This is a genomic window from Pseudomonas sp. MF6755 (assembly GCF_016405635.1).
In the GTDB taxonomy this organism is placed as follows: domain Bacteria; phylum Pseudomonadota; class Gammaproteobacteria; order Pseudomonadales; family Pseudomonadaceae; genus Aquipseudomonas; species Aquipseudomonas haemolytica.
The window spans coordinates 245,994-269,138 of sequence record NZ_JAEKDA010000005.1 but is presented as its reverse complement, the minus strand read 5'-3'; the positions used below and the strand labels follow the sequence as shown (position 1 = coordinate 269,138).

Here is a 23,145-nt window from a genome sequence, read left to right as displayed (position 1 = left end):
GTGTGAACACATTTCAAATGTGGGAGCGGGCTTGCTCGCGAAGGCGGCTTCGAATTCAGGACATCATGTAATGACACACCACAGCGACCTGTTGATCATCGGCGCCGGCATCCTCGGCCTGTCCCACGCTTATGCCGCGGCCAAGCGCGGCCTCAAGGTCAAGGTGTTCGAGCGCAGCGCCACGCCATTGGGCGCCTCGGTGCGCAACTTCGGCCAAGCGCTGGTCACCGGCCAGCCGCCGGGGCCGATGTTGGACCTGGCCCGCCAGAGCCGCGAGATCTGGGGCCAATGGGCGCAAGCGGCGGGCCTTGCGCTCAAGCGCAATGGCTCTTACCTGTTTGCCCGCACGGAAGCTGAGGAACATCTGCTCGAAGCCTTCTGCGCCGGGCGTGCCCGCGAACACGGCTACAACGTCGAGCTGCTGCAAGGCGCCGCGATGAAGGACCTGTATGCCGGCCAGTTCCGCCACCACCGCGCGGCGCTGCACGGAAAGGACGATCAGCAACTGTATTCCCGCGAGGCGATCCCGGCGCTGATCCAGTACCTGAGCCAGGCGTTGAAGGTGGAGTTTCACTTTTCCACCCTGGTGCGCGACGTTGAGCCTGGCCAGTTGCACAGCACGGCTGGCAGCTTTCGCGGCGAGCAGATCATCGTCTGCTCCGGCCATGACTATCAGACCCTGTTAGCCGAACCCATCGCCCAGCTCAACCCGCAGACCTGCCGCCTGCAAATGCTGCGTGCCCGACCGACGCTCAACCTGAACCTGCAACACGCCCTGCTCACTGGCCTGAGTTGCGTGCACTACGGCGCTTTTGCCGATCTACCAGAAGCGGCCGCCGTGCAGGCGCAGATCCTGCGCGAAACACCCTACCTGCATGAGCACGGTATCCATCTGCTGATCAGTCCTACGCCCCATGGCGAACTGATCATCGGTGACTCCCACCATTACGACAGCGATCCGTCGCCCTTCAACGCCGAGCAGGTCGATGACTGGATGATCGAGTTGGCCGAACAAACCCTGGGGTGCAAGATCCAGGTGGTCGAACGCTGGCAAGGCGTCTACGGTGCTCGCGGGCCGGGGCCGTTTTCATTTGTGCAGGCAGCACCCGGTGTCAGCGCCGCATTGATGCACACCGGCGTAGGCATGAGCGTGGGGCCGGCGATGGCGGAACGAAATATCAGCACCTTGTGGGGAGAGGCGTGATGAACCCGGAACAGGCGATTGCCCAGGTGTTTGGCTTGTACGAACAACATGGCATGGCCGACTACATCGGGGAGCCGGTGTCGCAGATCGAGCACATGTCCCAGGCCGCGCAGTTGGCCATGGCCGAAGGCTTTGATGATGAGGTGGTGTTGGCGGCGTTCTTCCACGACATCGGCCATCTCTGCGGCCAAGGCGCCGCGGACATGGGCGGTTACGGCGTGGTCAGCCATGAGCGGCTGGGCGCCGACTATTTGCGTCGCGCAGGCTTCAGCGAGCGCCTGGCCAAGCTGGTGGAATATCACGTACAGGCCAAGCGCTACCTGACCTTCAGCCAGCCCGACTACTACGCACGCTTGAGCGAGGCCAGCCGGCGTACCCTGGGCTACCAGGGCGGTGCGATGAGCGCCGAAGAGGCCCGGGCCTTCGAGCAGGACCCGCTATGTGCCATAAGTTTGCGCATGCGCGACTGGGACGAACAAGCCAAAGAAACACAAGTACCGGTGCTCGACCTTGACGTACTCAAGGCCAAGGCACGGCAGCTGCTGGCGGCTTAGGCTTCGTCGAGACGCTGGGCCAGGGCTTCGACCTGTTCCTGGCGCTCGGCCTGGCTCAGCTTGGCGTGGGGGTTGAGGGACGACCATTGCGGATAGGCGCGGGCCCTGTTCAGCGCGTCGGGCAACTTGCCTTCACGCCAGGTTTTGTCCTGAGGCGTATCGACCTTGATGCTGTGCATCGCCGCATGGCCGCGCAGGTTCAGGGCCTTGAGCAACTGGCGTTGGCGCAGGGCAAGCAGGCGCAGCACGCTGTCGTCGACGGTCAGCTCGCGCTGGCCCTTGATCTTGCCGAGCAGGCGGCTGCCGTAGCTGCGTGCGGTTTGCAGGGCGCCACCGGCGATAGCACCGGCCAGGGCCGCGGCGCCAAGGGTCAGGCCGCCGACCAATAGATCCACGCCAGCACCGGCAGCGGCGCCGGCGGCGATTCCACCGCCGACGCGCACGCCGAGCTGCTTTAGGGTTTGCGGGTTGAACAAGTCATCGCCCCAGCGACCGTCGAGCAACGGCAGGTCACTGGCGGCGGCATCCTGTGGGCGGAAGCCGAACAGTTTGAGCAGGGCTTCGACGCATTTCTGTTCGCGCTGGCGCACGGCTTTGCGCAGATCGCCGATGGCTTGCTGTTCATCTTCGGTAACCACGCTGCGACGGCAGGCGGCGCAGTCGATCAGCAGCTCGGCGATCAAACGTGCGGCGCTTTGCTGACGGGCCAGGCGCTGGGCTTCCTGGTCGAGGATCAGGCGCTCCAACTGCGGCCGTGAGGTTTCCAACAGCAGGGCCAGGCTTTCATACAGGCGGCGCTCGCCGTCTTCCGGCGGTGCCACGCTGTCGAAACGCACCAACGCATGCAGGCCTAGGCGGGCCAGGGCTTCGCGCCATTGCGGTTCGCGGTGGTCGCTGCTGCTGACAAAGTTGAGCACCGGCAGCAACGGCTTGCCGCAGCTGGCCAGCACTTGCAGCTCATCGCGGTATTTGGCCAGCACTGGCTCGCGGGCGTCGATCACATACAGGCCGGCGTCCGAGGCGAGCAGTTGGCGCAACACCTTGGCTTCCTGTTCGAAACGCTGGCGGGCTTCGCTGCCGTCAAGGAAGCGCGCCAGGCGGGCCGGGCCATCCAGGCGTTCGCCTGGGCGGTCCAGGCGTTCGAGGTAATCGAGCAGGGCGATGGCGTCTTCCAGGCCGGGCGTGTCGTACAGTTCCAACAAGGCTTCGCCATCCACCGACAAGCGTGCGCCTTCGACATGCCGCGTAGTGCTGGGGCGATGGGAAACTTCACCGAAGCCCACGTCACGGGTGAGAGTGCGCAGCAGTGAAGTCTTGCCTACGTTGGTGTGGCCGACCACGGCGAGTTTCAGTGGTTTAGTCATGACCGGTCTCCAGCCAGTTCAGCGGCGCGCAGTCGGCAAACGCTAGATCTAGCTGTTGCAGTGCGGTGTGCCAATCACCCAGGCGCTCGGCGTCCAGGGCCTGGCCCGAGGGTGCTTGCAGCAGCCATACGCGGGTGGCGGTGGCGCTGCGTGCCAGCTCGGCGATCAGCGCCAGGCTGCCACGGTCGGGCGAGCGGCGCGGGTCGCAGGCGATGGCCAGGCGCGCGGGTGGGAAACGGCTGAGTTGTTCCAGCAGTTTGTTGCGCGATTCGCGGCTGTCGAGGATACCGGCGTTTTTTACGCTGGCGGGCAGCTTGGGCGGCCAAGGGTGTTGATCGTCGAGTTCGATGGCGACCAGCAAGGCGCCGTCGCTTTGCAGATCGCTGACGCCGCCGCTGACGTGGTGCAGCTGATCGGGCGCGGCATCGTTGACCCCAAGGCGTTCGCTGCTGGGCATCAGGCGCTCGCGCAACTGGCTGTAGCCGGGCAGATTGAGGTCCAGGCGCAATGCGGCACGCCCGATTTTCCAGCGCCACAGGCACAACAGGGCGAGGATCAGCCGGGGCAGCAGGCCGTAGACCAGCAACACGCCTACCAACCAGGCAGCCCAGGCCTGGCGGGCGCTCTCGATATTCAGCGCGGAATCGCCGCTGGCGCGGATCATGTCGACGCTCGGCACATTGAAGCCCAGCAACGCGGGGAGGGTGCCGAGGGCTTGGGTCACGGCGACAAAGGTGTCGGCGCCGAGGATGGTGGTTTCCCACACAAAGCCGTAGCGACGGGTAGCGAGTAGCGTCAGCAGGATCACCATGGCGCTGAGCAATGCCAACAGCCACAGGCTGTTGACCAGCACACCCACTGCCCAACGATTGAGTTTTTGCCGTTGCAGCAACAGCAGCAACGCCGGGGCCAACTGCGCGGCCTTGGCATCACGCGCCAGTTTCTCGCTGAGCCACAACCACAGTCGCCCAAGGCTGGCGCTGTGTTCGCCAGCAAACAGCAGGCCCAGGGCCCAACTGACCAACAAGATCAGGTTCAAACCGAGCAGGCTGCCCAGAGCCCAGAACACATTCACTGGGGTCAAACCGTTGCCCAGCGCCGCAAACGCCAAGCCGGCGCCGCTGATCACGGCCACCACCCCCAGCAACACCAGCGCCAGGCGTGCGCCTTGCAGCCAGCGCGTGAGAGCGGCGGTCAGGCCATCGCGCTCGGCCAGGTGCAAGGCACGCTGTTGTATCCGCGTCGGCAGGTCGCCCCCGGCCGTGCGGGCCAGGCGGTTGGCTTCCAGGTCTTCCAGGGGGCCGGCGTGCTCTTCACGCAGGCGCACGGTTTCCGTCAGCCAGAGGGTGTGCAGGGGGTTCAGTGCAGTCACGCGCTATCCTGTTGTTTCAGTGAGGTTGGAGCATAACCGCTGACTCGCAGCTCTGGTATTCTCGTCGCCATGAAAAAAACTCTCCCTTTAAGCCTGATCGCAGCCCTCGGTGAAAACCGTGTGATCGGCGTCGACAACAGCATGCCCTGGCATTTGCCGGGGGATTTCAAATATTTCAAAGCCACCACGCTCGGCAAGCCGATCATCATGGGGCGCAAGACCTGGGATTCCCTGGGCCGACCGCTGCCGGGGCGGTTGAACCTAGTGGTTAGCCGTCAGACCGATCTGGCGCTTGAAGGTGCCGAGGTTTTTCCATCACTGGAAGCGGCGGTACAGCGCGCCGAGGAATGGGCCAAGGCTCAAGGCGTGGACGAGCTGATGCTGATCGGCGGCGCGCAGTTGTATGCGCAGGGGCTGGAGCAGGCGGATCGCCTGTATCTGACGCGGGTGGCGTTGAGCCCGGAAGGGGATGCGTGGTTTCCAGAGTTTGATACGAACCAGTGGAAGCTGGTGTCGAATCTGACGAACCCCGCCGAAGGTGATAAGCCGGCTTATAGCTTCGAAGTCTGGGAAAAAGCCTAAAAAGCATCGGGGGCAAGCCCCCTCCCACATTGGAATGCATTCCAAATGTGGGAGGGGGCTTGCCCCCGATAGCGGTCTATCAGGCCTGCGCTAGTTCGGCATGCTCGTCGGTATTCAACAGCTTTTTATCCGTCTGCCCCATGATCTGGCTGGTAATCGCCCCCGCCGTCATCGAACCATTCACGTTCAACGCCGTACGGCCCATGTCGATCAACGGCTCAACGGAAATCAGCAGCGCCACCAATGACACTGGCAAGCCCATGGCCGGCAGTACGATCAGCGCCGCGAAGGTCGCACCGCCGCCCACGCCGGCAACGCCCGCCGAACTCAAGGTCACAATCGCCACCAGGGTTGCGATCCACAACGGGTCCAGCGGGTTGATGCCCACGGTCGGCGCGACCATCACCGCCAACATCGCCGGATAAAGACCGGCGCAACCGTTCTGGCCGATAGTCGCGCCAAACGAGGCGGCGAAACCGGCGATGGATTGCGGGATACCCAGGCGACGGGTCTGCGCTTCGATGCTCAGCGGGATGCTCGCTGCGCTGGAGCGACTGGTGAAGGCAAAGGTCAGTACCGGCCAGACCTTGCGGAAGAAGCGCAGCGGGTTGATCCCGGCCAGGGACAGCAGCAGGCCGTGCACCACGAACATCAAGCCCAGGGCCAGGTACGACACCACCACGAAACTGCCCAGCTTGATGATGTCTTGCAGGTTGGAACCGGCGACCACCTTGGTCATCAGCGCCAGTACGCCGTATGGAGTCAGCTTCATCACCAGGCGCACCAGGCGCATCACCCAGGCTTGCAGAGTGTCGATGGCGTTGATGACCTTCTGGCCTTTTTCCACGTCATCCTTGAGCAGTTGCAATGCGGCCACCCCGAGGAAGGCGGCGAAAATCACCACACTGATGATCGACGTCGGCTTGGCGCGGGCCAGGTCGGCGAACGGGTTGGCCGGCACGAACGACAACAGCAGCTGTGGGATATTCAGGTCGGCGACCTTGCCGGCGTAATCACTCTGGATCACTTGCAGGCGCGCCATTTCCTGGGTGCCGGCTACCAAGCCTTCGGCGGTGAGGCCGAACAGATTGGTCAGGCCGATGCCGATCAACGCCGCGATGGCGGTGGTGAACAGCAACGTGCCGATGGTCAGGAAGCTGATCTTGCCCAGGGACGACGCGTTATGCAGGCGCGCCACGGCACTGAGGATCGAGGCGAACACCAGTGGGATCACGATCATTTGCAGCAGTTGCACATAGCCGTTGCCGACCAGGTCAAACCAGCCGATGGAGGCTTTGAGCACCGGGTTGCCGTCGCCGTAGATCGTGTGCAATGCCGCACCGAACAGGACGCCGAGAACCAGGGCAAACAGGACCTTCTTGGCCAGGCTCCAGTTAGTACGACGGGTTTGTGCCAGGCCCAGCAAGAGGGCCACGAACACCAATAAATTGAGAATCAGGGGCAGATTCATTGAAGCTCCGTTGAGAAGGCAGCCAATCGCGTGAGCCTGCGATTGCGAACCGGGAAGCCTAACAGCTTGAAATATATTGATTTAATACCGATATGGAATGGTGACTGTCGTTTTTGGAATAAGCATTTGACGCTCAGGTGTATGCCCTTGGCGCTATCACGACGCCCGCGGTCGCGCCCGGGCGATAACTGTCATACGGATTTGTTAGCGTCGATGTCTTTCACTCAGGGAGACAACGCCTATGAAGCTTGCGCCGAAACTACTGATATCCGCCGCCTTCTGCCTCGGGCTCGCCAGCCAGGCGTTTGCCGCCACCGAGTTGAAACACTGGCCGGCGCCTGCCGCTAAACAATTGAACGAAATGATCGCCGCCAACGCTAACAAAGGTAACTACGCGGTGTTCGACATGGACAACACCAGCTACCGCTACGACCTCGAAGAGTCCCTGCTGCCGTACATGGAAAACAAGGGCCTGATCACCCGCGACAGCCTCGACCCTTCGCTCAAGCTGATGCCGTTCAAAGACACCGCCGAGCATAAGGAAAGCCTGTTCAGTTACTACTATCGCCTTTGCGAAGTCGACGACATGGTCTGCTACCCGTGGGTAGCCCAGGTGTTTTCCGGCTTCACCCTCAAGGAACTCAAGGTCCAGGTGGATGAGCTGATGGCGTCCGGCAAGCCGGTGCCGGTCAGTTATTTCGACGGCGATGCGGTGAAGCAGTCCGAGGTGCAGCCGCCGAAAGTCTTCACCGGCCAGGCCGAGCTTTATAACAAACTGATGGAAAACGGCATCGAGGTGTATGTGATGACTGCCGCTTCCGAAGAGCTTGTGCGCATGGTCGCGGCTGATCCGAAGTATGGCTACAACGTCAAACCCGAAAACGTCATCGGTGTGACCACCCTGCTCAAGGACCGCAAGACCGGCGAGCTCACCACTGCCCGCAAGCAGATCGCCGCTGGCAAATATGACCAGAAGGCCAACCTTGGCCTGGAACTGACCCCGTACCTGTGGACCCCGGCGACCTGGATGGCCGGCAAGCATGCGGCGATCCTCACCTACATCGACGAATGGAAAAAGCCGGTGATCGTCGGCGGTGATACACCGACCAGCGACGGTTACATGCTGTTCCACGATGTGGACGTGGCCAAGGGCGGCATTCACCTGTGGATCAACCGCAAAGACAAATACATGACCCAGCTCAACGGCATGATCGCCAAGCACGCGGCGGCGCAGGCCAAGGAAGGGTTGCCGGTGACGGCGGACAAGAACTGGGTGATCGTCAAGCCTGACGAGATTCAGTAGGACCGAGTCGCCTGCCTTCGCGAGCAAGCCCGCTCCCACATTCGACCGAGTTTCAACATGAGAATGCGGTCAAAATGTGGGAGCGGGCTTGCTCGCGAAGGCGGCCTCAAGAACACAGCAGTATCTGTGCAAAAATAGATATCAATTGCGAACCAATCTCATCCTCTGCTAGCGTGCACACCTCCTGAACCCCACGTTCTTCTCAAGGTAGTGCCGTGCTCTCCTGGAATTCGCAGATCGCGCGCCTGTTCGCGGAGCAGAAGAAAGCCCTCGAAGCCTTCGTCACCCGCCGCACCGGCAGTGCCCAAGTGGCCGCCGACCTGACCCAAGAGTCTTTCCTGCGCCTGGCACGCATGGATTGCGGCGAGAAAATCGATAACCTGCCTGCCTTCCTCTTCACCATCGCCAGCAACCTGGTGCGTGATCACCAACGCCAGACCATTCGCCGTGAACGCTTGGACGCCGGTGAACCCAGCGAAGAGCTGCCATGCAGTAATCCTGGTGCCGACGAGCAATTAGCCGCCTATCAACAGGAACAGTTGATGCAGGACGCTATCCTGGCCTTGCCTGAAGCGACTCGACAGATCTTCCTGCTCTATCATGTCGACGAACTTTCCTATCGCGAGATCGGCGAGCGCCTGTCGATCAGCCCGCGCAGTGTGGAATACCAATTGCGTCGCGCCTTGATTGAGTGCCGGGCGTATATCAAGACGCGGCTTGCCTGCGATGAACAAGGACGTCGGTCATGACTGCCACACCCGCTGCCGAGGCGCTGTTTGACGAAGCGTCCGGCTGGTATTTCCGCCTGCAGGCCGAGGATGTAACGGCCGCCGAGATGGACGCTTTCGCCGCCTGGCTGGGGCAGGGTAATGCCCAGGACGCGGCCTGGCAGGAAGTGCAGGCGATGCTCGGTGGCCTGCGTGAACCCGCGCGGGTGATCCGTCGCGCCGAACAGGCCGCCTGGCGCAAACCTGCACGGCGCTGGCCGCGTTGGGCCTGCGCCGCCGCGGTGTTGCTGGCGGTGGGCCTCACCGTGCAAAACACGCCATGGCTCGACCGCCTGCGCGCGGACTACGCAACCAGCACCGGCGAATCACGCAGCATTGAACTGGCCGACGGCTCCCACCTGCAACTCAATACCGACAGTGCAGTGCAGGTGCGCATGAGTGCGGGCGAGCGCCAGGTGCGTTTGTTGCGGGGCGAAGGGTTCTTCGACGTGACCAAGGACCCGTCGCGACCGTTTGTAGTGCAGTCCGGCGATGGCTGGGTAAAGGTGGTCGGCACACAGTTCAGCGTGGCGCGGCGCGATGCCCAGACCCGCGTGCAGGTCGCGCAAGGCAAGGTACAAGTCAGTGCTGGCAGCGACGCGCTGGTGTACCTGGAGCCGGGTCGGGCGGTGGAGTATCAGGGTCAACGCCTGGCCGATGTGCATGGCTTCGACCCGGCCAGCGGGTTTGCCTGGCGCCAGCGGCAACTGGTGTTTCGTCAGCAACCGCTGTCGGACGTGGTCAGTGAGTTGAACCGTTACTGGCCGGGCAAGACCCTGGTGCTTGGGGATGCGCTGCGCAATCGAGTGGTGTCGGGGGTGTTTGAAATCGACAAACCCGACGCGGTGATCAAGGCATTGGAATACACCCTCAACCTGCGCGCTGAGCACTACACCCCGTATTTACTGGTGTTGCGCGAAGGCAAGGCGTCGTAATCACAACTTTTTGAAAAAACTTTCAGGGTTTCCCGGCAGGCGGTCGTCCTTGATCACTGAGGCGTAAATAGTAAGCACTCTCAAGTAGTGCGGCGCCGATCACAGACTTTTTGCACCGGGGAGCACCATCCATGGCACACCGATTCGCCGCACGGCCCTTGCTGGCACTGGCCATTTCCATGGCCTGTGGCACGGCACCTCTGTATTTGCAGGCCGCCGAGACTACGCAAGCCCAGACGTACCGTTTTGATATTCCGGGGCAAAGCCTGGACGGTGCGTTGGCGGCGTTTTCGGCGGTGACTCGGGTTCAGGTGCTGGTGTCGGGTGAGTTGACCCAACAGGTGATATCGCCGGGTGTAAAAGGCAGTCTCGGTCAGCGCGAAGCGCTCGGGCAACTGCTTGGCGGCACGGGGTTGAGCGCGGCGTTTATCAATGCCGATACGGTCACCCTGGAAAGGCGCGTGGCCAGCGGTTCGGCCATCGAAGTCGGCGCCACCACCATCAGCGCCGAACGCCTGGGCGCCACCACCGAGGGCAGCGGCTCCTACACCACGGGCGCCGTGACCCTTGGCAAAGGCGAACAGAAGCTCAAGGACATCCCGCAATCGGTCAGCGTCATGACACGCAAGCAGATGGATGACCAGAACACCACCAAGCTCTCCGAAGTGGTCAAGCGCACCCCTGGCCTGACAGCGACCAAATCCCCTGGCCCCGGTATGTTCATCTTCTCCCGTGGTTTTGAGGTCGGCACCCTGCAATACGATGGCGTGGGCATCCCGCGTAACACCTATGCATTGGGCAGCTACCTCACTGAAAACATGGCGATCTATGACCGCGTAGAAACCCTGCGCGGCCCGGCCGCCTTGCTGCAAGGCGCGAACAGCCCCGGCGGCACCATGAACCTGGTGCGCAAGCGCGGCCAGCAGGCGTCGACCGTGACGATCACCGCAAAAGCCGGCTCCTGGGACCACTACGGCACCCAGGTCGATGCCGGTGGCCCGCTCAATGCCGAAGGCACCCTGCGCGGCCGGTTTGTGGCGGATTACGACACGACAGACTCGTTCGTTGACTATGCCGGTGGCTGGAATCAGACGGTGTATGCGGCCGTGGACTACGACTTCACGCCAGACACCACCGTCGGCGTGGGCGTCAGCAACCAGAAAGGCCACTCGCGCCCCAACTTCATGTCACTGCCCCGTTACGCCAATGGCAGCGATATCGGCCTGCCGCGCTCGACGTTTGTCGGCGCCAGCTGGAACCGCAACGTCAATAACCAGACCCAGGTGTTTGCCGATATCGAGCACCGCTTCAACGATGACTGGAAGGTAAAGGCCGCCCTCGTAGCCATGGATGAACACAACGACGCGACCTACCAGGCGACCTGGGATGAGATTCCCAACCCCGGCACCGCCGGCAATGTGCGTTATGTGGATTGGGTCACCGACTTCAATACCAAGAGCCGCGGCGTTGATGTGTATGTGAACGGCAAGTTTGAAGGTTTGGGCTTGCAACAGGAGATGGTGCTGGGCGCCAACTATTCCAAACTCACCACCAACGACCAGTGGGCGCGAGCAGCGACGGCCGGCGCGGATATTTTCAACATCGATCACAACCGTCCACAGCGTGACAAAAACCAGCTGTTCCAGGCGGGCAATGCTACGAAAAGCTGGTATGACATTCGCCAGAAAGGGGTTTATGGCACCTGGCGCGTCAAGGTTGTGGATCCGCTGACCTTGATTCTCGGTGCACGTACCAGTTGGTATGACTATGGCTACACCGACGAGAGCGGTTCCCGGGGTGTCTATGGCGACCCAACCCGCAGCACCACGCAGAGCAATGGTCACGTTACCCCGTACGCCGGGCTGGTCTACGCCCTCAATGACCAGTGGTCGGCCTACGCCAGTTACGCTGACGCGTTCGAACCGCAAACCAACCTGACCACGTCGTTGACCGTACTCAAGCCCATCGAAGGCCAGAACTACGAACTGGGCCTGAAGGGTGAACTGGCGGACGGTCGTCTGAATACCTCGTTCGCCATCTTCCGTTATGACCAGGAAAACCGTGCGGCTCAAGACCTGCAAGGCGGCAAAGTCTGCGGCGGCTGGTACTGCTCGCTCGCCTCGGGCAAGGTTCGCAGCCAAGGCTTCGAAGCCACTTTGAGCGGCGAAGTGCTACCAGGTTTGCAACTGGTCTCCAGCTACACCTACAACACCACCAAATTCCTCAAGGACGACACTTACGAAGGCAAGGTCTTCAGCACCTGGACCCCCAAGCACCTGCTCAAGGTCTGGGGTGATTACCAGTTGCCGGGCGACTGGCAGAAAGTCAGCATCGGCGCCGGTGTGACCGCGCAAAGCAGCACCGAAGCCTACGACCGCAACTTCAGCGTACCCGGCAATGCACTGTGGGATTCGCGGGTGGCCTATAAGATCAACCAGGAATTCACCGTGGCAGCCAACTTGAACAATATGTTCGACAAGAAGTACTACATCCCTGCGTATAACGCGACGTGGGGCAGTAACTACTATGGCGATCCGCGCAATGTGATGTTCAGCATGACCTACACCCCACAGTTTTAAGGAACGCCATATACCCAATGTGGGGGAGGTGTTTCAGGCAAAAAAATGCCCCGCACTTGGCGGGGCATTTTTATGCGCGAGTCTTACAGGCCGTCGAGCATTGCTTTGTTACGCACAGCACCTTTGTCGGCACTGGTGGCCAGCAGGGCATAGGCCTTCAACGCGGTGGTGACTTTGCGTGGACGCTTCTCCACCGGCTTCCAGCCCTTCTTGTCCTGCTCGACCCGGCGTGCAGCCAGTTCTTCGTCGCTGATCAACAGGTTGATCGAGCGGTTCGGAATGTCGATCAGCACTTTGTCGCCATCCTGCACCAGACCAATCGCGCCCCCGGCAGCGGCTTCCGGCGAAGCGTGGCCGATGGACAGGCCCGAGGTGCCCCCGGAGAAACGGCCGTCGGTCAGCAGCGCGCAAGCTTTGCCCAGGCCCTTGGATTTCAGGTAGGACGTGGGGTAGAGCATCTCCTGCATACCCGGGCCGCCTTTCGGGCCTTCGTAGCGGATGATCACGATGTCGCCTTCCTTGACCTCGTCAGCGAGGATGCCGCGTACCGAGCTGTCCTGGCTTTCGTAGATCTTGGCGCGGCCTTCGAAGACGTGGATGGATTCATCCACACCGGCGGTTTTCACCACGCAGCCATCGAGGGCGATGTTGCCGTACAGCACGGCCAGGCCGCCTTCCTGGGAGTAGGCGTGCTCGACACTGCGGATGCAGCCGTTTTCACGGTCGTCATCCAGCGTATCCCAACGGGTCGACTGGCTGAATGCGGTCTGGGTCGGGATGCCCGCCGGGCCGGCCTTGAAGAAGGTGTGCACGGCTTCGTCGTCAGTTTGGGTGATGTCCCACTTGGCGATGCCTTCGGCGATGGACTTGCTGTGCACGGTCGGCAGGTCGGTGTGCAGCAAGCCGCCACGGGCCAGGGAGCCGAGGATCGAGAAGATTCCGCCGGCGCGGTGCACGTCTTCCATGTGGTACTTCTGGATGTTCGGCGCGACCTTGCACAGCTGTGGCACGTGACGGGACAGACGGTCGATGTCGCGCAGGTCGAAATCGATCTCGGCTTCCTGGGCCGCGGCCAGCAAGTGCAGGATGGTGTTGGTGGAACCGCCCATGGCGATGTCCAGGGTCATGGCGTTCTCGAACGCCTTGAAGTTGGCGATATTGCGCGGCAGTACCGACTCGTCGTTCTCGGTGTAGTAACGCTTGCACAGCTCGACGATGGTACGGCCAGCCTGCAGGAACAGTTGCTCGCGGTCGCTGTGGGTAGCGAGGGTGGAACCGTTACCCGGCAAGGCCAGGCCCAGGGCTTCCACCAGGCAGTTCATCGAGTTGGCGGTGAACATGCCGGAGCACGAACCGCAGGTCGGGCAGGCGCTGCGCTCGTATTCCGCGACCTTCTCGTCAGAAGCGCTGGAATCGGCGGCGATGACCATGGCGTCGACCAGGTCGAGGCCGTGGGAGGCGAGCTTGGTCTTGCCGGCTTCCATCGGCCCGCCGGAGACGAAGATCACCGGGATGTTCAGGCGCAAGGCAGCCATCAACATGCCGGGGGTGATCTTGTCGCAGTTGGAGATGCACACGATGGCGTCGGCGCAGTGGGCGTTGACCATGTACTCCACGGAGTCGGCGATGATCTCGCGGCTCGGCAGGGAATACAGCATGCCGTCATGGCCCATGGCGATGCCGTCGTCCACGGCGATGGTGTTGAATTCTTTCGCTACACCGCCTGCGCGTTCGATCTCGCGGGCGACCAGTTGGCCCAGGTCCTTGAGGTGGACGTGGCCGGGTACGAACTGGGTGAAGGAGTTGGCAATCGCGATGATCGGCTTCTTGAAGTCGTCATCTTTCATCCCCGTGGCACGCCACAGTGCGCGCGCGCCGGCCATGTTGCGGCCGTGGGTGGATGTTTTCGAGCGGTAATCTGGCATGGAGCACTCCGGGCGGCTAATCAGGTATCAAAGGGGAGTGAGCTTCTATTGACGTCTGGAACACTCAGAAAATGGCCGTGTGTCCGGAAGTTGCCACTCGCGTCGCGGGATCGCCGCTTGCTTGGGCCTCGAGCTCATAAACCCGCCGGGGGATGACTGGCGATGAATAGCATCGATTCTACACCGCTGACGGCGGGAGGGAACGGGGATGTGCAGGCGTATTACCCAAGGGCACAGGCTTTGTTTAGACTTGCGGCCCTTTGCCTTCCCCCCACTCCAAAGGAATTGGAATGCCTGGTCTCAATCGCTTTCTTGGGTTTTACCTGCTGATCGGCCTGCTTCAGGGCATCGTGTTCTATTACGCCGACCGGCTCTTCACGTCTAGCCAAGTGCTGCTTACCGGCGCCTTGGCCGTGGCCTTGGTGGGTGGGACTCTGTTGCAGTTGCTGGGGGAAAAAGCTCGGCAATGGCGCGCTTTGCTGCCTACGTTGGCGTTCACTTTGCTGGTGAGCGGCATGACGATGTGGGTCTTTTACAGAGCCGAGCACTTGCTGATTAGCCGACGGGAGGTGGACGCCTGGTGCATCAGCCTGGTGCTGCTGAGCTACATCTGCGCCAGCTTTCTGGTTGCCTGGCCCGTCGCGAAGGGGCAGCGCTGGCGGTATGAAGACCTGTTTCAGCAAGCCTGGAACAGTGTGTTCAGGGTGCTGTATGCCCTGATCATCGTCGGTATTTTCCTATTGTTGCTCAAGCTGTGGAGCCGACTGTTCCTGATGCTGGGCATCGAATTTTTTGAGCTCCACTTCTGGAGCCAAACATTTATGTGTTTCAGCGTGCCGCTGGTGTTCGCGCTGGGCATGTACATGGGAGGGCGCAGTGAGAAAGTCATCGGCCAGATGCGCGGCATGCTGTTTGGTGCCTGTGGATTGTTGTTGCCGTTGATTGCACTGATCAGTGTGCTGTTTACCCTGACCTTGCCATTCACCGGGCTCGACCGTATTTGGGCAACGGGCTACTCCACGCCGATTTTGCTGGTGTTGGCCGGAGCCCAGCTGTTTTTGCTCAATGGCGTCTTTCAAGAGGGCGGGCAACCTCGGCCATATCCCAAGTGGCTGATGCGCTTTGTCGAGTTCAGCCTGTTGTGCCTGCCGATTCTCGCAGCGCTGGCGTTTTACTCCAGCTGGCTGCGCGTCGAGCAATATGCTTTGTCGCCGCAACGTTTCATTGCACTGGCGCTGGCACTCCTGTGCAGCTTGTATGGTCTGGCAGCGGTGTGGGCGGTGGTCTTGCGTTCGCCGGCTTGGCTCAGCAACCTGCGCATTACCAACCCGGCACTGGCGTTGCTGTTTTGTGTGTTGTTGGTGTTGATCAATACGCCGGTACTCAACCCGATACGGCTCAGCGTTGACGACCAGGTGCAACGCTTGCTCGATGGGCGCACCAACGCGCACGCGTTTGATGCCCATTACCTGCGCTTCGGCTTGGGGAAGGCCGGCGAGGAGGCGTATGCCCAGTTGCAGATGGACTTGGACCAGGAGCGCATTCTTGACCCGGAGTCTCGCCGGGCCCTGCGCGAGAGAATGGAAGATACGTCGCTCAGTTATGAGGAACAGTTGGCCAAGGAGCGGGCGCGAGCGCCCAAGCCCGAGTTGGAATGGATCGGCCCCAAACCCAAAGGCAGCGAGCAGTTTGTTGCTATCAGCGAGATCGCGGACTCACCTTGCGATTCCGGCTGTGTGCTGTGGGCGGTCGACCTCGACGAGGACGGCCAAAGCGAGGTACTGGTGGTGCCTGGCGCCGGTTTTCGATACGAGTACAAGTCACCGCGCATTTATGTCTTGGATGAGAAAGGTGAGTGGGACGATCGCGGCCCTCTGCTCTGGACACAACTGCCCGACGGTCACGTCGACACCGAGACACTGATCCGCGACATTCGCGAAGGCAACATCTCGTTGGTCAAGCCGCGATACAGGCAGTTGCAGTCCAGCGATATGCTGCTGACGCCGGTGATTCGCCAGCCTTAGCGGCGCCCGATCCTGCTGTTGGTCAGCAACCCCCACAGGCTCAGCCCGATGAAACTGATGGCGATGGTCATGAGCAGGTGATCGCCTGTCTGGGCCAGCGCCGCACTGCTGACGGCGGCAGTGAGGAACATGATGCTGTTGCCGGCCGAGGCGGCAGTGCCGGCGCTGCTCGAAAACAGCAACATTGCGGCGGAAATGGCGGCAGGCCTCACCAGCGTGACAGCCAGGGCGCTGATCAGCATGGGAATGAGCAAGGTGAGGGTGGTGATGGCCTCATAGTGGATGATCAGCGCCAACAGCACGCCGGAAACACTGAGCAAGCCGAGGCCGATATTGATCTGTCGGGGCAGCGAGATACGTTTTTGTAGATACGACGCTACCACGCCGCCGAGCAAATAGGCCACGCCGTACACCATCAGCACCAAGGCGTACTGGTACTCGGACAACTTCAATGAATCCATGAAGATCAGCGGTGTCACGCTGATCAAGGCGAAATAGCAGGCGAACACCAGTGCGGCGATCCACCAGTAGCGCAGGAAGTCGCGGTTGCGGGCGACAGCCTTGAGCGTGCCGAGGATGGACACCGGCGCACGGTGCGGGCTGGAGGACTTGGAAGGCAGGATGCAGAACGCATGAATCAGCATGCCCGCTGCCATCAGTGCAAAGCCGTAGAAGCTGCCTTGCCAGTCGAACGTGGTTTGCAGCCAGGAGCCGATCAGCGGTGACAGCGCGACAAACGAGCCGCTCAAGGTCATGTAATAGAGGCGCACGCGGGCGCGGTCCTGTTCCTCGAACAGGTCTTCCACCAGTGCATGGCCCAACACGAAGAACCCGCAGCCCATGGCCTGTACCGTGCGAAACAGCAGGAAGGTCAGGTAGTCCGACGCCAGCGCGCAGCCTATTGCGCCAAGGATCGACAGCGTGATGCAGCCGAGCAGCACTTCCTTGCGCCCCCATTTATCCGACAGCGGGCCGGCGACCAGTTGCGAGATCGAAAACACCAGGGTGAACAGGCTGATGGACAGCGCGATGTCTGCGCTGGGCATGTCGAACTGGGCGGACAGGGCGGGGAACGAGGGAAGCAGGATATTGATCGGGAAAAAGCTGATCAGCGAAATGCAGGTGATGAGGATGAAGCGGGAGAGGGTGGACCCAGACATTGTTTTTGTTTTCCGGAGTAAAACCAGAAACCGATACTAGTCTGCGAAAAATGGAATTCAATCAAAACCACACAAAAAATGTGTGAGGGGGCTTGCCCCTCACACATTTTTATCCGCGTTTGACTTTAGCTATTGGGCAGCAACCGGCAAGTAATGCTCTTGATATACCGCGTCTCTGCAATCGCCGGGTGCACCGGGTGATCCGGGCCCTGGCCGCCGCGCTCGAGCATCTGGATATTGCGGTCCAGGTGGCGGGCGCTGGTCAGCAGGATGTTTTGCAGATCATCTTCCGGCAGGTGCATGGAGCACGACGCGCTGACCAGGATGCCGTCCTTGCTGAGCAGGCGCATGGCTTGCTCGTTGAGGCGGCGGTAGGCGCCTTCGCCGTTTTTCATGTCTTTCTTGCGTTTGATGAAGGCCGGTGGGTCGGCGACGATCACGTCGAAGCGCTCTTCGCTGGCTTTCAGTTCCTTGAGGGCTTCGAACACGTCGCCTTCGATGCAGGTCATTTTCTCGGCAAAACCGTTCAGCGCAGCGTTGCGCTCCACGCCGTCGAGGGCAAAGGCCGACGCATCGACGCAGAACACTTCACTGGCGCCAAAGGCGGCTGCTTGCACGCCCCAGCCGCCGATGTAGCTGTACAGGTCCAGTACGCGCTTGCCCTTGGCATACGGGGCCAGGCGTGCGCGGTTCATGCGGTGGTCGTAGAACCAACCGGTTTTCTGGCCCTGGATCACCGGGGCTTCGAATTTCACGCCGTTCTCTTCCAGGGCGACCCACTCCGGCACCAGGCCGAACACGGTTTCGACGTAGCGGTTGAGGCCTTCGGCATCGCGCGCGGCGGAGTCGTTCTTGAACAGGATGCCGGTGGGCTTGAGTACTTGGGTCAGGGCGGCGATCACGTCTTCTTTATGAGCTTCCATGGTCGCCGAAGCGATCTGCACCACCAGGATGTCGCCGAAACGATCGACTACCAGGCCCGGCAGCAGGTCGGAATCACCGTAGACCAGGCGGTAGAACGGCTTGTCGAACAGGCGATCACGCAGGGACAACGCCACGTTCAGGCGGTGCACCAGCAGCGACTTGTCCAGAGGCAACTTGATGTCGCGCGACAGCAGGCGGGCGCAGATCAGGTTGTTCGGGCTCATGGCCACGATGCCCAAAGTCTTGCCGCCGGCCGCTTCCAGGATAGCCTGGTCGCCTGCCTGGAAGCCGTGAAGAGGTGTGGCGGCCACGTCGATTTCGTTGCTGTAGACCCACAGGTGGCCGTTGCGCAAACGACGATCGGCGTTGGCTTTGAGACGCAGGCTTGGCAGGGACATGACGTCGCTCCGGAAAAAAGAGCGGGAGTATACCGTGTTGTGCATTAGTTGGCGGCGCCGCCGGACATGTGGAGGGGCGGTGCGACGATTCGACTTGCTTCCGATAGCGGTATGTCAGTGAAAGATGAGCTGACTGATCCCCCGCTATCGGGAGCAAGCCCCCTCCCACATTTAGTCCGGTTTCAATCGGGCATTTGGGTGTCGGCCGGGTCTTCATAAGGGTTAGAATTCGCGCCTAGCCCAGAGTGTGTATTTATGTCCCAAGAGCTTTCCGCCGAGCAGATCCAGCAGGTCCTGCAAGGCATCAGCGTGCCGCCCCAACCGCAAATCATGGTGGATTTGCAGATGGAGCAGTACATGCCAGACCCAGACCTGGAAGTGATCGCCAGGTTGATCGCCCAGGACCCGGGCCTGTCCGGTGCGCTGCTGAAGATCGTCAATTCGTCGTATTACGGTCTCAGCAACAAGATTGCTTCTATCCAGCGAGCGGTGAACCTGTTGGGCAGCCGTTCGATCATCAACCTGATCAACGCCCTGTCGATCAAGGGCGAGATGAGCGATGACACCATCGTGACCCTCAACCGGTTCTGGGACACTGCCCAGGATGTAGCCATGACCTGCCTCTCCCTGGCCAAGCGCACCGGTTCCCAGGCAGTCGATGAGGCGTATGCATTGGGCCTGTTCCACGATTGTGGCGTGCCGCTGATGCTCAAGCGTTTTCCCAACTACATGGCGGTGCTGGAACAGGCGTACGCCAACGCCGGCCCGGATTGCCGCGTGGTCGATACCGAGAACAACGCGTTCAACACCAACCATGCGGTGGTCGGTTACTACACGGCCAAGTCCTGGCGCCTGCCGGAGCATGTGACCGACGCTATCGCCAACCACCACAACGCGCTGGCGATTTTCAGCGATGAGTCGTCGCGCAACCCGCAGCTCAAGAACCTGCTGGCAATTTTGAAGATGGCCGAGCATATCTGTTCGTCCTACCGCGTACTGGGCAACCAGCCGGTGGACCATGAGTGGAATGCCATCGGCCACCTGGTGTTGGATTACGTGGGCCTGTCGGACTACGACTTCGAGAGCCTGAAGTTGTCGATCCGCGAATTGGGCGCGCACTGACCCATTATTCAAGAGGTACACATGCCCGAATTACCAGAAGTCGAAACCACCCGGCGCGGGATTGCCCCGCATCTTGAAGGCCAGCGCGTCAGCCGCGTGGTGGTGCGTGAGCGGCGCCTGCGCTGGCCGATCCCGGAAGACCTGGATGTGCGCCTGTCGGGGCAGCGCATCGTGCTGGTGGAACGGCGGGCCAAGTACCTGTTGATCAATGCCGAGGTGGGCACCTTGATCAGCCACTTGGGCATGTCGGGCAACCTGCGCCTGGTGGAGGTTGGCCTGCCGGCGGCCAAGCATGAGCATGTGGATATCGAACTGGAGTCGGGCCTGGCCCTGCGTTACACCGACCCTCGGCGCTTTGGGGCGATGCTCTGGAGCCAGGACCCGCATAATCACGAGCTGCTGCTGCGCCTGGGGCCGGAGCCGTTGACCGATCTGTTTGATGGTGAGCGTTTGTTCCAGCTGTCGCGTGGCAAGTCGATGGCGGTGAAGCCGTTCATCATGGACAACGCGGTGGTGGTGGGCGTGGGCAATATCTATGCGACGGAAGCATTGTTTGCGGCGGGTATTGATCCGCGTCGCGCCGCCGGTGGCATCTCACGCGGGCGTTATTTGAAGTTGGCCATTGAGATCAAGCGGGTGCTGGCAGCCGCTATCGAGCGGGGCGGCACCACGTTGCGCGACTTTATCGGCGGCGATGGGCAGCCGGGGTACTTCCAGCAGGAACTGTACGTCTATGGCCGGGGCGGCGAGGCGTGCAAGGTCTGTGGGAGCGAGTTGCGCAATGTGGTGCTGGGGCAGCGGGCGAGTGTGTTTTGCCCTAAGTGCCAGAGCTGATTGCTGTGTGATGGCGGGCCCCCTGTGGGAGGGGGCTTGCCCCCGATGAGGCCCCAAATAAGCTTAAGCCTTACCGGTAATCTTGCGGTACTTCTCCATCAGCTGCTCTTCAGTCTCAGGGTGTGCCTCATCCAGCGGAATGCAATCCACCGGGCAAACCTGCTGGCACTGCGGTTCGTCGTAGTGGCCGACGCACTGAGTGCACAGGTTGGGGTCGATCACGTAGATCTCTTCGCCTTGGGAGATTGCGGCGTTCGGGCACTCGGGTTCGCAGACGTCGCAGTTGATGCAATCGTCGGTGATGATCAGGGACATGGAAACTCCTGCCAGGGCGCTCTGCCAAGGCATCTGAAAACTAATGCGCGCAATTGTGCCGCATTGGCGCCCGCAGTGCGAGCAGGCGCCGATTGAGCGGTCTTACTTCTTGAAGCGCAACGTCAACGCATCCGCCACGGCAGGATGGACGAACTTGGTGATATCTCCGCCCAAAGCGGCGATTTCACGGACCAACGTCGAGGAAATGAACGAATAACGTTCAGACGGTGTAAGGAACAGGCTTTCCACGTCTGGCGCCAGTTGGCGGTTCATGTTGGCCAATTGGAATTCGTATTCGAAGTCCGACACCGCGCGCAAGCCACGCAGGAACACATTGGCGTTCTGCTCCTTGGCGAAATGCGCCAGCAGTGTCGAAAAGCCCACTACTTCCACATTAGGCAGGTGCTTGGTGACCTCACGCGCCAGCTCCACGCGCTGTTCCAGGGGAAACAGCGGGTTTTTCTTGGGGCTGGCCGCGACCGCGATGATGACATGGTCGAACAGGCGAGAGGCGCGTTCGACCAGATCGCCATGGCCTTTGGTAATCGGGTCGAAGGTACCTGGGTACAACACTCGGTTCATCGCGTCGTCCTGGCGGAGTCCGTTGGGGAACCGGATGGTATCGCAGCCATCCCGGTCGGCCAAGTCAACTTATGCAGAAGAAAGCACTATAGACACCGCGAATAACGGCTTTTTTTACGCTGTTTTCAGACGTTCGGCCAATGCTGTCGCCAGTTGCGCGGTCAATCCGTACACCGACAATTGCGGGTTGGCGCCAATGCTGGTTGGGAACAATGAGCCATCGTGGATCGACAGGTTGCGTAACTGATGATGGCGACCGAGGCTGTCGGCCACAGCGTTTTTCGGGTCTTCGCCCATGGCGCAACCGCCCATCACATGGGCGCTGCCCAGGGTTGTGCGGTGCAATTCCAGGTTCAAGCCGTCAATCACGTTGCGCGCTTCGGCCAAGCTGTTTACGAACCGTGCGTCGTGGTGCAGGGGCTTGACCGATTTGGCGCCTGCGGCGAACTGAATCTCGGCCATGCTGTGGAAGGCCCGGCGCAGGCCATCCCAGGCATAGGGTGAGACCTGGTAGTCGAGTACTGGCGTGCCGTCACCGCGTAACTCCACGGTGCCGCCCGGGCTGTCGGGGTGAAAGCCGTCGCGCAGCAGGGCGAGCATGGCGTGGGTGTGTGGCAATTGGCTCATGTCCAATGCGTTCTGCGTGCCATAGCCGCCGAACAGAGTGCTGACTAACCCTGGATGTAAGGGCGGTGCTTCGAGCTTGTAGGACATTTTGCCGGTGGTGCCGTCCTGCCACTGGAAATGGTCGGAATAGATCGACTGCGGCGCCCCGTAGAACGGGTTGATCACCTCGTCGAACAGGCCGGCGGAGAAGTTGACCAGATGCAAGAAGGTCCGTTTGCCCAGCCGCGAATGTGGGTCGGGTGCGTCCGAGCGCATCAGCAGGGCCGGGCTGTTGATACCGCCGCCCGATAGCACGTAGTGCTTGGCCTTCACGGTGATCTTGCGTCCGGTCGGCGCCACGCAGCGCTCGTCCATGGCCACGCATTCGAGGCTGCTGATGGTGTCGCCGCTGTATTTGAGCTGCTCGGCGCGGGCCAGGTACAGCAGCTCGCCGCCTTTTTCCAGGGTGGAGGGGATGGTCGTCACCAGCATCGATTGCTTGGCGTTGACCGGGCAACCCATGCCGCAATAACCCAGGTTGAAGCAACCGCGCACGTTGCGCGGAATCACGTGCCAGCTGTAGCCGAGTTTTTCGCAGCCTTTGCGGATCACATCGTTGTTGGCATTCGGCGGGAGCGCCCAAGGCGCGATGCCGAGGCGCTGTTCCATTTTTTCGAACCAGGGCGCCATCTCGGCAGTGCTGTGGCCTTTCACTGCGTATTCGCTGGCCCAGTGAGCGAGGGTCGCGTCGGGTGTGCGAAAGCTGGACGTCCAGTTGATCAAGGTGGTGCCGCCCACCGCCCGGCCCTGCAGGATGGTGATGGCGCCGTCCTTGCTCATGCGCCCGATGCCTTCCTGGTAAAGGCTGGCATAGGCTTCGTCCTCCAGCAGTTTGAAGTCACTGCTGGTCTTGAGCGGGCCTTCTTCGATCAGCAGCACCTTGTAGCCGGCTGCGCTGAGGATTTCAGCGGTGGTGCCGCCTCCGGCACCGCTGCCGATGATGGCCACATCGGCTTCCAGGGTCAGGTCGTTGTCGAGGGCGGCGCCATTATGGGTTTTCCAGCCTCGGGCCAGGCCGTCGCGGAACAGGTCGGGTACAGGCATCAGGGTCGTCTCTGGTTTTT

General features: G+C 61.2%; 19 protein-coding genes. 10 read left to right on the top strand and 9 right to left on the bottom strand.

Going from position 1 to position 23,145, the window contains the following annotated elements; all coding sequences use genetic code 11:
- The first annotated feature begins 70 nt into the window (after positions 1–70).
- Positions 71–1,204: a TIGR03364 family FAD-dependent oxidoreductase gene (locus JFT66_RS08415; RefSeq protein ID WP_034116274.1), complete on the top strand. Its 1,134-nt coding sequence runs from the start codon at positions 71–73 to the stop codon at positions 1,202–1,204.
- On the top strand, positions 1,204–1,758 hold the full coding sequence (locus tag JFT66_RS08410) for a phosphonate degradation HD-domain oxygenase (RefSeq protein WP_198859097.1): 555 nt from the start codon (positions 1,204–1,206) through the stop codon (positions 1,756–1,758). Before JFT66_RS08415 ends, JFT66_RS08410 begins: the two co-directional genes overlap by 1 nt.
- On the opposite strand, the gene JFT66_RS08405 is transcribed toward JFT66_RS08410, so the two are convergent.
- Complete coding sequence (locus tag JFT66_RS08405; protein WP_034116272.1) at positions 1,755–3,122, bottom strand: DUF3482 domain-containing protein; 1,368 nt, start codon at positions 3,120–3,122, stop codon at positions 1,755–1,757. The two genes, JFT66_RS08410 and JFT66_RS08405, sit on opposite strands and share 4 nt — an antisense overlap.
- Positions 3,115–4,494: a DUF2868 domain-containing protein gene (locus JFT66_RS08400; protein ID WP_162524797.1), complete on the bottom strand. Its 1,380-nt coding sequence runs from the start codon at positions 4,492–4,494 to the stop codon at positions 3,115–3,117. Before JFT66_RS08400 ends, JFT66_RS08405 begins: the two co-directional genes overlap by 8 nt.
- Positions 4,495–4,563: 69 nt before the next feature.
- On the opposite strand from JFT66_RS08400, the gene JFT66_RS08395 reads away from it, so the two are divergent.
- Entirely contained in the window at positions 4,564–5,076 is a 513-nt protein-coding gene (locus JFT66_RS08395) for a dihydrofolate reductase (protein ID WP_153837433.1), read from the top strand.
- A 79-nt stretch (positions 5,077–5,155) separates the two neighbouring features.
- Here the strand turns inward: JFT66_RS08395 and JFT66_RS08390 are convergent, their stop codons facing one another.
- A complete protein-coding gene (locus JFT66_RS08390; RefSeq protein ID WP_034116269.1) occupies positions 5,156–6,547 on the bottom strand; it encodes an L-cystine transporter in 1,392 nt (463 codons plus the stop codon).
- Between the two features lie 241 nt (positions 6,548–6,788).
- On the opposite strand from JFT66_RS08390, the gene JFT66_RS08385 reads away from it, so the two are divergent.
- From JFT66_RS08385 to JFT66_RS08370, 4 genes are all read left to right on the top strand, one after another.
- Positions 6,789–7,850: a hypothetical protein gene (locus tag JFT66_RS08385; RefSeq protein ID WP_034116268.1), complete on the top strand. Its 1,062-nt coding sequence runs from the start codon at positions 6,789–6,791 to the stop codon at positions 7,848–7,850.
- Between the two features lie 215 nt (positions 7,851–8,065).
- A complete protein-coding gene (locus tag JFT66_RS08380; protein WP_034116267.1) occupies positions 8,066–8,599 on the top strand; it encodes an RNA polymerase sigma factor in 534 nt (177 codons plus the stop codon).
- A complete protein-coding gene (locus JFT66_RS08375; protein ID WP_153837434.1) occupies positions 8,596–9,552 on the top strand; it encodes a FecR family protein in 957 nt (318 codons plus the stop codon). The genes JFT66_RS08380 and JFT66_RS08375 overlap by 4 nt, the downstream gene beginning before the upstream one ends.
- Positions 9,553–9,683: 131 nt before the next feature.
- Entirely contained in the window at positions 9,684–12,131 is a 2,448-nt protein-coding gene (locus JFT66_RS08370) for a TonB-dependent siderophore receptor (RefSeq protein WP_198859096.1), read from the top strand.
- A gap of 83 nt (positions 12,132–12,214) precedes the next feature.
- On the opposite strand, the gene ilvD is transcribed toward JFT66_RS08370, so the two are convergent.
- On the bottom strand, positions 12,215–14,056 hold the full coding sequence (gene ilvD, locus JFT66_RS08365; RefSeq protein ID WP_010167756.1) for a dihydroxy-acid dehydratase: 1,842 nt from the start codon (positions 14,054–14,056) through the stop codon (positions 12,215–12,217).
- A 290-nt stretch (positions 14,057–14,346) separates the two neighbouring features.
- On the opposite strand from ilvD, the gene JFT66_RS08360 reads away from it, so the two are divergent.
- On the top strand, positions 14,347–16,080 hold the full coding sequence (locus JFT66_RS08360; protein WP_198859095.1) for a DUF4153 domain-containing protein: 1,734 nt from the start codon (positions 14,347–14,349) through the stop codon (positions 16,078–16,080).
- Here the strand turns inward: JFT66_RS08360 and JFT66_RS08355 are convergent.
- On the bottom strand, positions 16,077–17,240 hold the full coding sequence (locus JFT66_RS08355; RefSeq protein ID WP_198859094.1) for an MFS transporter: 1,164 nt from the start codon (positions 17,238–17,240) through the stop codon (positions 16,077–16,079). The genes JFT66_RS08360 and JFT66_RS08355 overlap by 4 nt on opposite strands.
- Positions 17,241–17,365: 125 nt before the next feature.
- On the bottom strand, positions 17,366–18,562 hold the full coding sequence (locus JFT66_RS08350) for a class I SAM-dependent rRNA methyltransferase (protein WP_034116262.1): 1,197 nt from the start codon (positions 18,560–18,562) through the stop codon (positions 17,366–17,368).
- A 309-nt stretch (positions 18,563–18,871) separates the two neighbouring features.
- Between JFT66_RS08350 and JFT66_RS08345 the strand changes: the two genes are divergently transcribed.
- Positions 18,872–19,684, top strand: coding sequence for an HDOD domain-containing protein (locus JFT66_RS08345; RefSeq protein WP_198809682.1), 813 nt, complete (start codon positions 18,872–18,874; stop codon positions 19,682–19,684).
- A 21-nt stretch (positions 19,685–19,705) separates the two neighbouring features.
- On the top strand, positions 19,706–20,518 hold the full coding sequence (gene mutM, locus JFT66_RS08340) for a bifunctional DNA-formamidopyrimidine glycosylase/DNA-(apurinic or apyrimidinic site) lyase (RefSeq protein WP_153837438.1): 813 nt from the start codon (positions 19,706–19,708) through the stop codon (positions 20,516–20,518).
- Positions 20,519–20,581: 63 nt separating this feature from the next.
- Here mutM and JFT66_RS08335 read toward each other — a convergent pair whose 3' ends face one another.
- The 3 genes from JFT66_RS08335 to JFT66_RS08325 all read right to left on the bottom strand — a co-directional run bounded on the left by JFT66_RS08335 (position 20,582) and on the right by JFT66_RS08325 (position 23,125).
- Entirely contained in the window at positions 20,582–20,833 is a 252-nt protein-coding gene (locus JFT66_RS08335; protein ID WP_003195146.1) for a YfhL family 4Fe-4S dicluster ferredoxin, read from the bottom strand.
- Positions 20,834–20,935: 102 nt separating this feature from the next.
- Positions 20,936–21,415, bottom strand: a complete 480-nt coding sequence (gene coaD / locus JFT66_RS08330) for a pantetheine-phosphate adenylyltransferase (protein WP_003176711.1) — start codon at positions 21,413–21,415, stop codon at positions 20,936–20,938.
- Positions 21,416–21,529: 114 nt separating this feature from the next.
- Complete coding sequence (locus tag JFT66_RS08325) at positions 21,530–23,125, bottom strand: GMC family oxidoreductase (RefSeq protein WP_153837439.1); 1,596 nt, start codon at positions 23,123–23,125, stop codon at positions 21,530–21,532.
- Positions 23,126–23,145: the final 20 nt, after the last annotated feature.

What these genes read in the sequence shown, in the direction of transcription:
- JFT66_RS08375 (WP_153837434.1), top strand. Translation starts at nt 8,596, where the DNA reads ATGACTGCCACACCCGCTGCCGAGGCGCTGTTTGACGAAGCGTCCGGC.
- JFT66_RS08335 (WP_003195146.1), bottom strand. Translation starts at nt 20,833, where the DNA reads ATGTCCCTGATCATCACCGACGATTGCATCAACTGCGACGTCTGCGAA.
- JFT66_RS08385 (WP_034116268.1), top strand. Translation starts at nt 6,789, where the DNA reads ATGAAGCTTGCGCCGAAACTACTGATATCCGCCGCCTTCTGCCTCGGG.
- ilvD (WP_010167756.1), bottom strand. Translation starts at nt 14,056, where the DNA reads ATGCCAGATTACCGCTCGAAAACATCCACCCACGGCCGCAACATGGCC.
- JFT66_RS08395 (WP_153837433.1), top strand. Translation starts at nt 4,564, where the DNA reads ATGAAAAAAACTCTCCCTTTAAGCCTGATCGCAGCCCTCGGTGAAAAC.
- JFT66_RS08325 (WP_153837439.1), bottom strand. Translation starts at nt 23,125, where the DNA reads ATGCCTGTACCCGACCTGTTCCGCGACGGCCTGGCCCGAGGCTGGAAA.
- JFT66_RS08370 (WP_198859096.1), top strand. Translation starts at nt 9,684, where the DNA reads ATGGCACACCGATTCGCCGCACGGCCCTTGCTGGCACTGGCCATTTCC.
- JFT66_RS08410 (WP_198859097.1), top strand. Translation starts at nt 1,204, where the DNA reads ATGAACCCGGAACAGGCGATTGCCCAGGTGTTTGGCTTGTACGAACAA.
- JFT66_RS08360 (WP_198859095.1), top strand. Translation starts at nt 14,347, where the DNA reads ATGCCTGGTCTCAATCGCTTTCTTGGGTTTTACCTGCTGATCGGCCTG.
- JFT66_RS08405 (WP_034116272.1), bottom strand. Translation starts at nt 3,122, where the DNA reads ATGACTAAACCACTGAAACTCGCCGTGGTCGGCCACACCAACGTAGGC.
- mutM (WP_153837438.1), top strand. Translation starts at nt 19,706, where the DNA reads ATGCCCGAATTACCAGAAGTCGAAACCACCCGGCGCGGGATTGCCCCG.
- JFT66_RS08415 (WP_034116274.1), top strand. Translation starts at nt 71, where the DNA reads ATGACACACCACAGCGACCTGTTGATCATCGGCGCCGGCATCCTCGGC.
- JFT66_RS08390 (WP_034116269.1), bottom strand. Translation starts at nt 6,547, where the DNA reads ATGAATCTGCCCCTGATTCTCAATTTATTGGTGTTCGTGGCCCTCTTG.
- JFT66_RS08350 (WP_034116262.1), bottom strand. Translation starts at nt 18,562, where the DNA reads ATGTCCCTGCCAAGCCTGCGTCTCAAAGCCAACGCCGATCGTCGTTTG.
- coaD (WP_003176711.1), bottom strand. Translation starts at nt 21,415, where the DNA reads ATGAACCGAGTGTTGTACCCAGGTACCTTCGACCCGATTACCAAAGGC.
- JFT66_RS08355 (WP_198859094.1), bottom strand. Translation starts at nt 17,240, where the DNA reads ATGTCTGGGTCCACCCTCTCCCGCTTCATCCTCATCACCTGCATTTCG.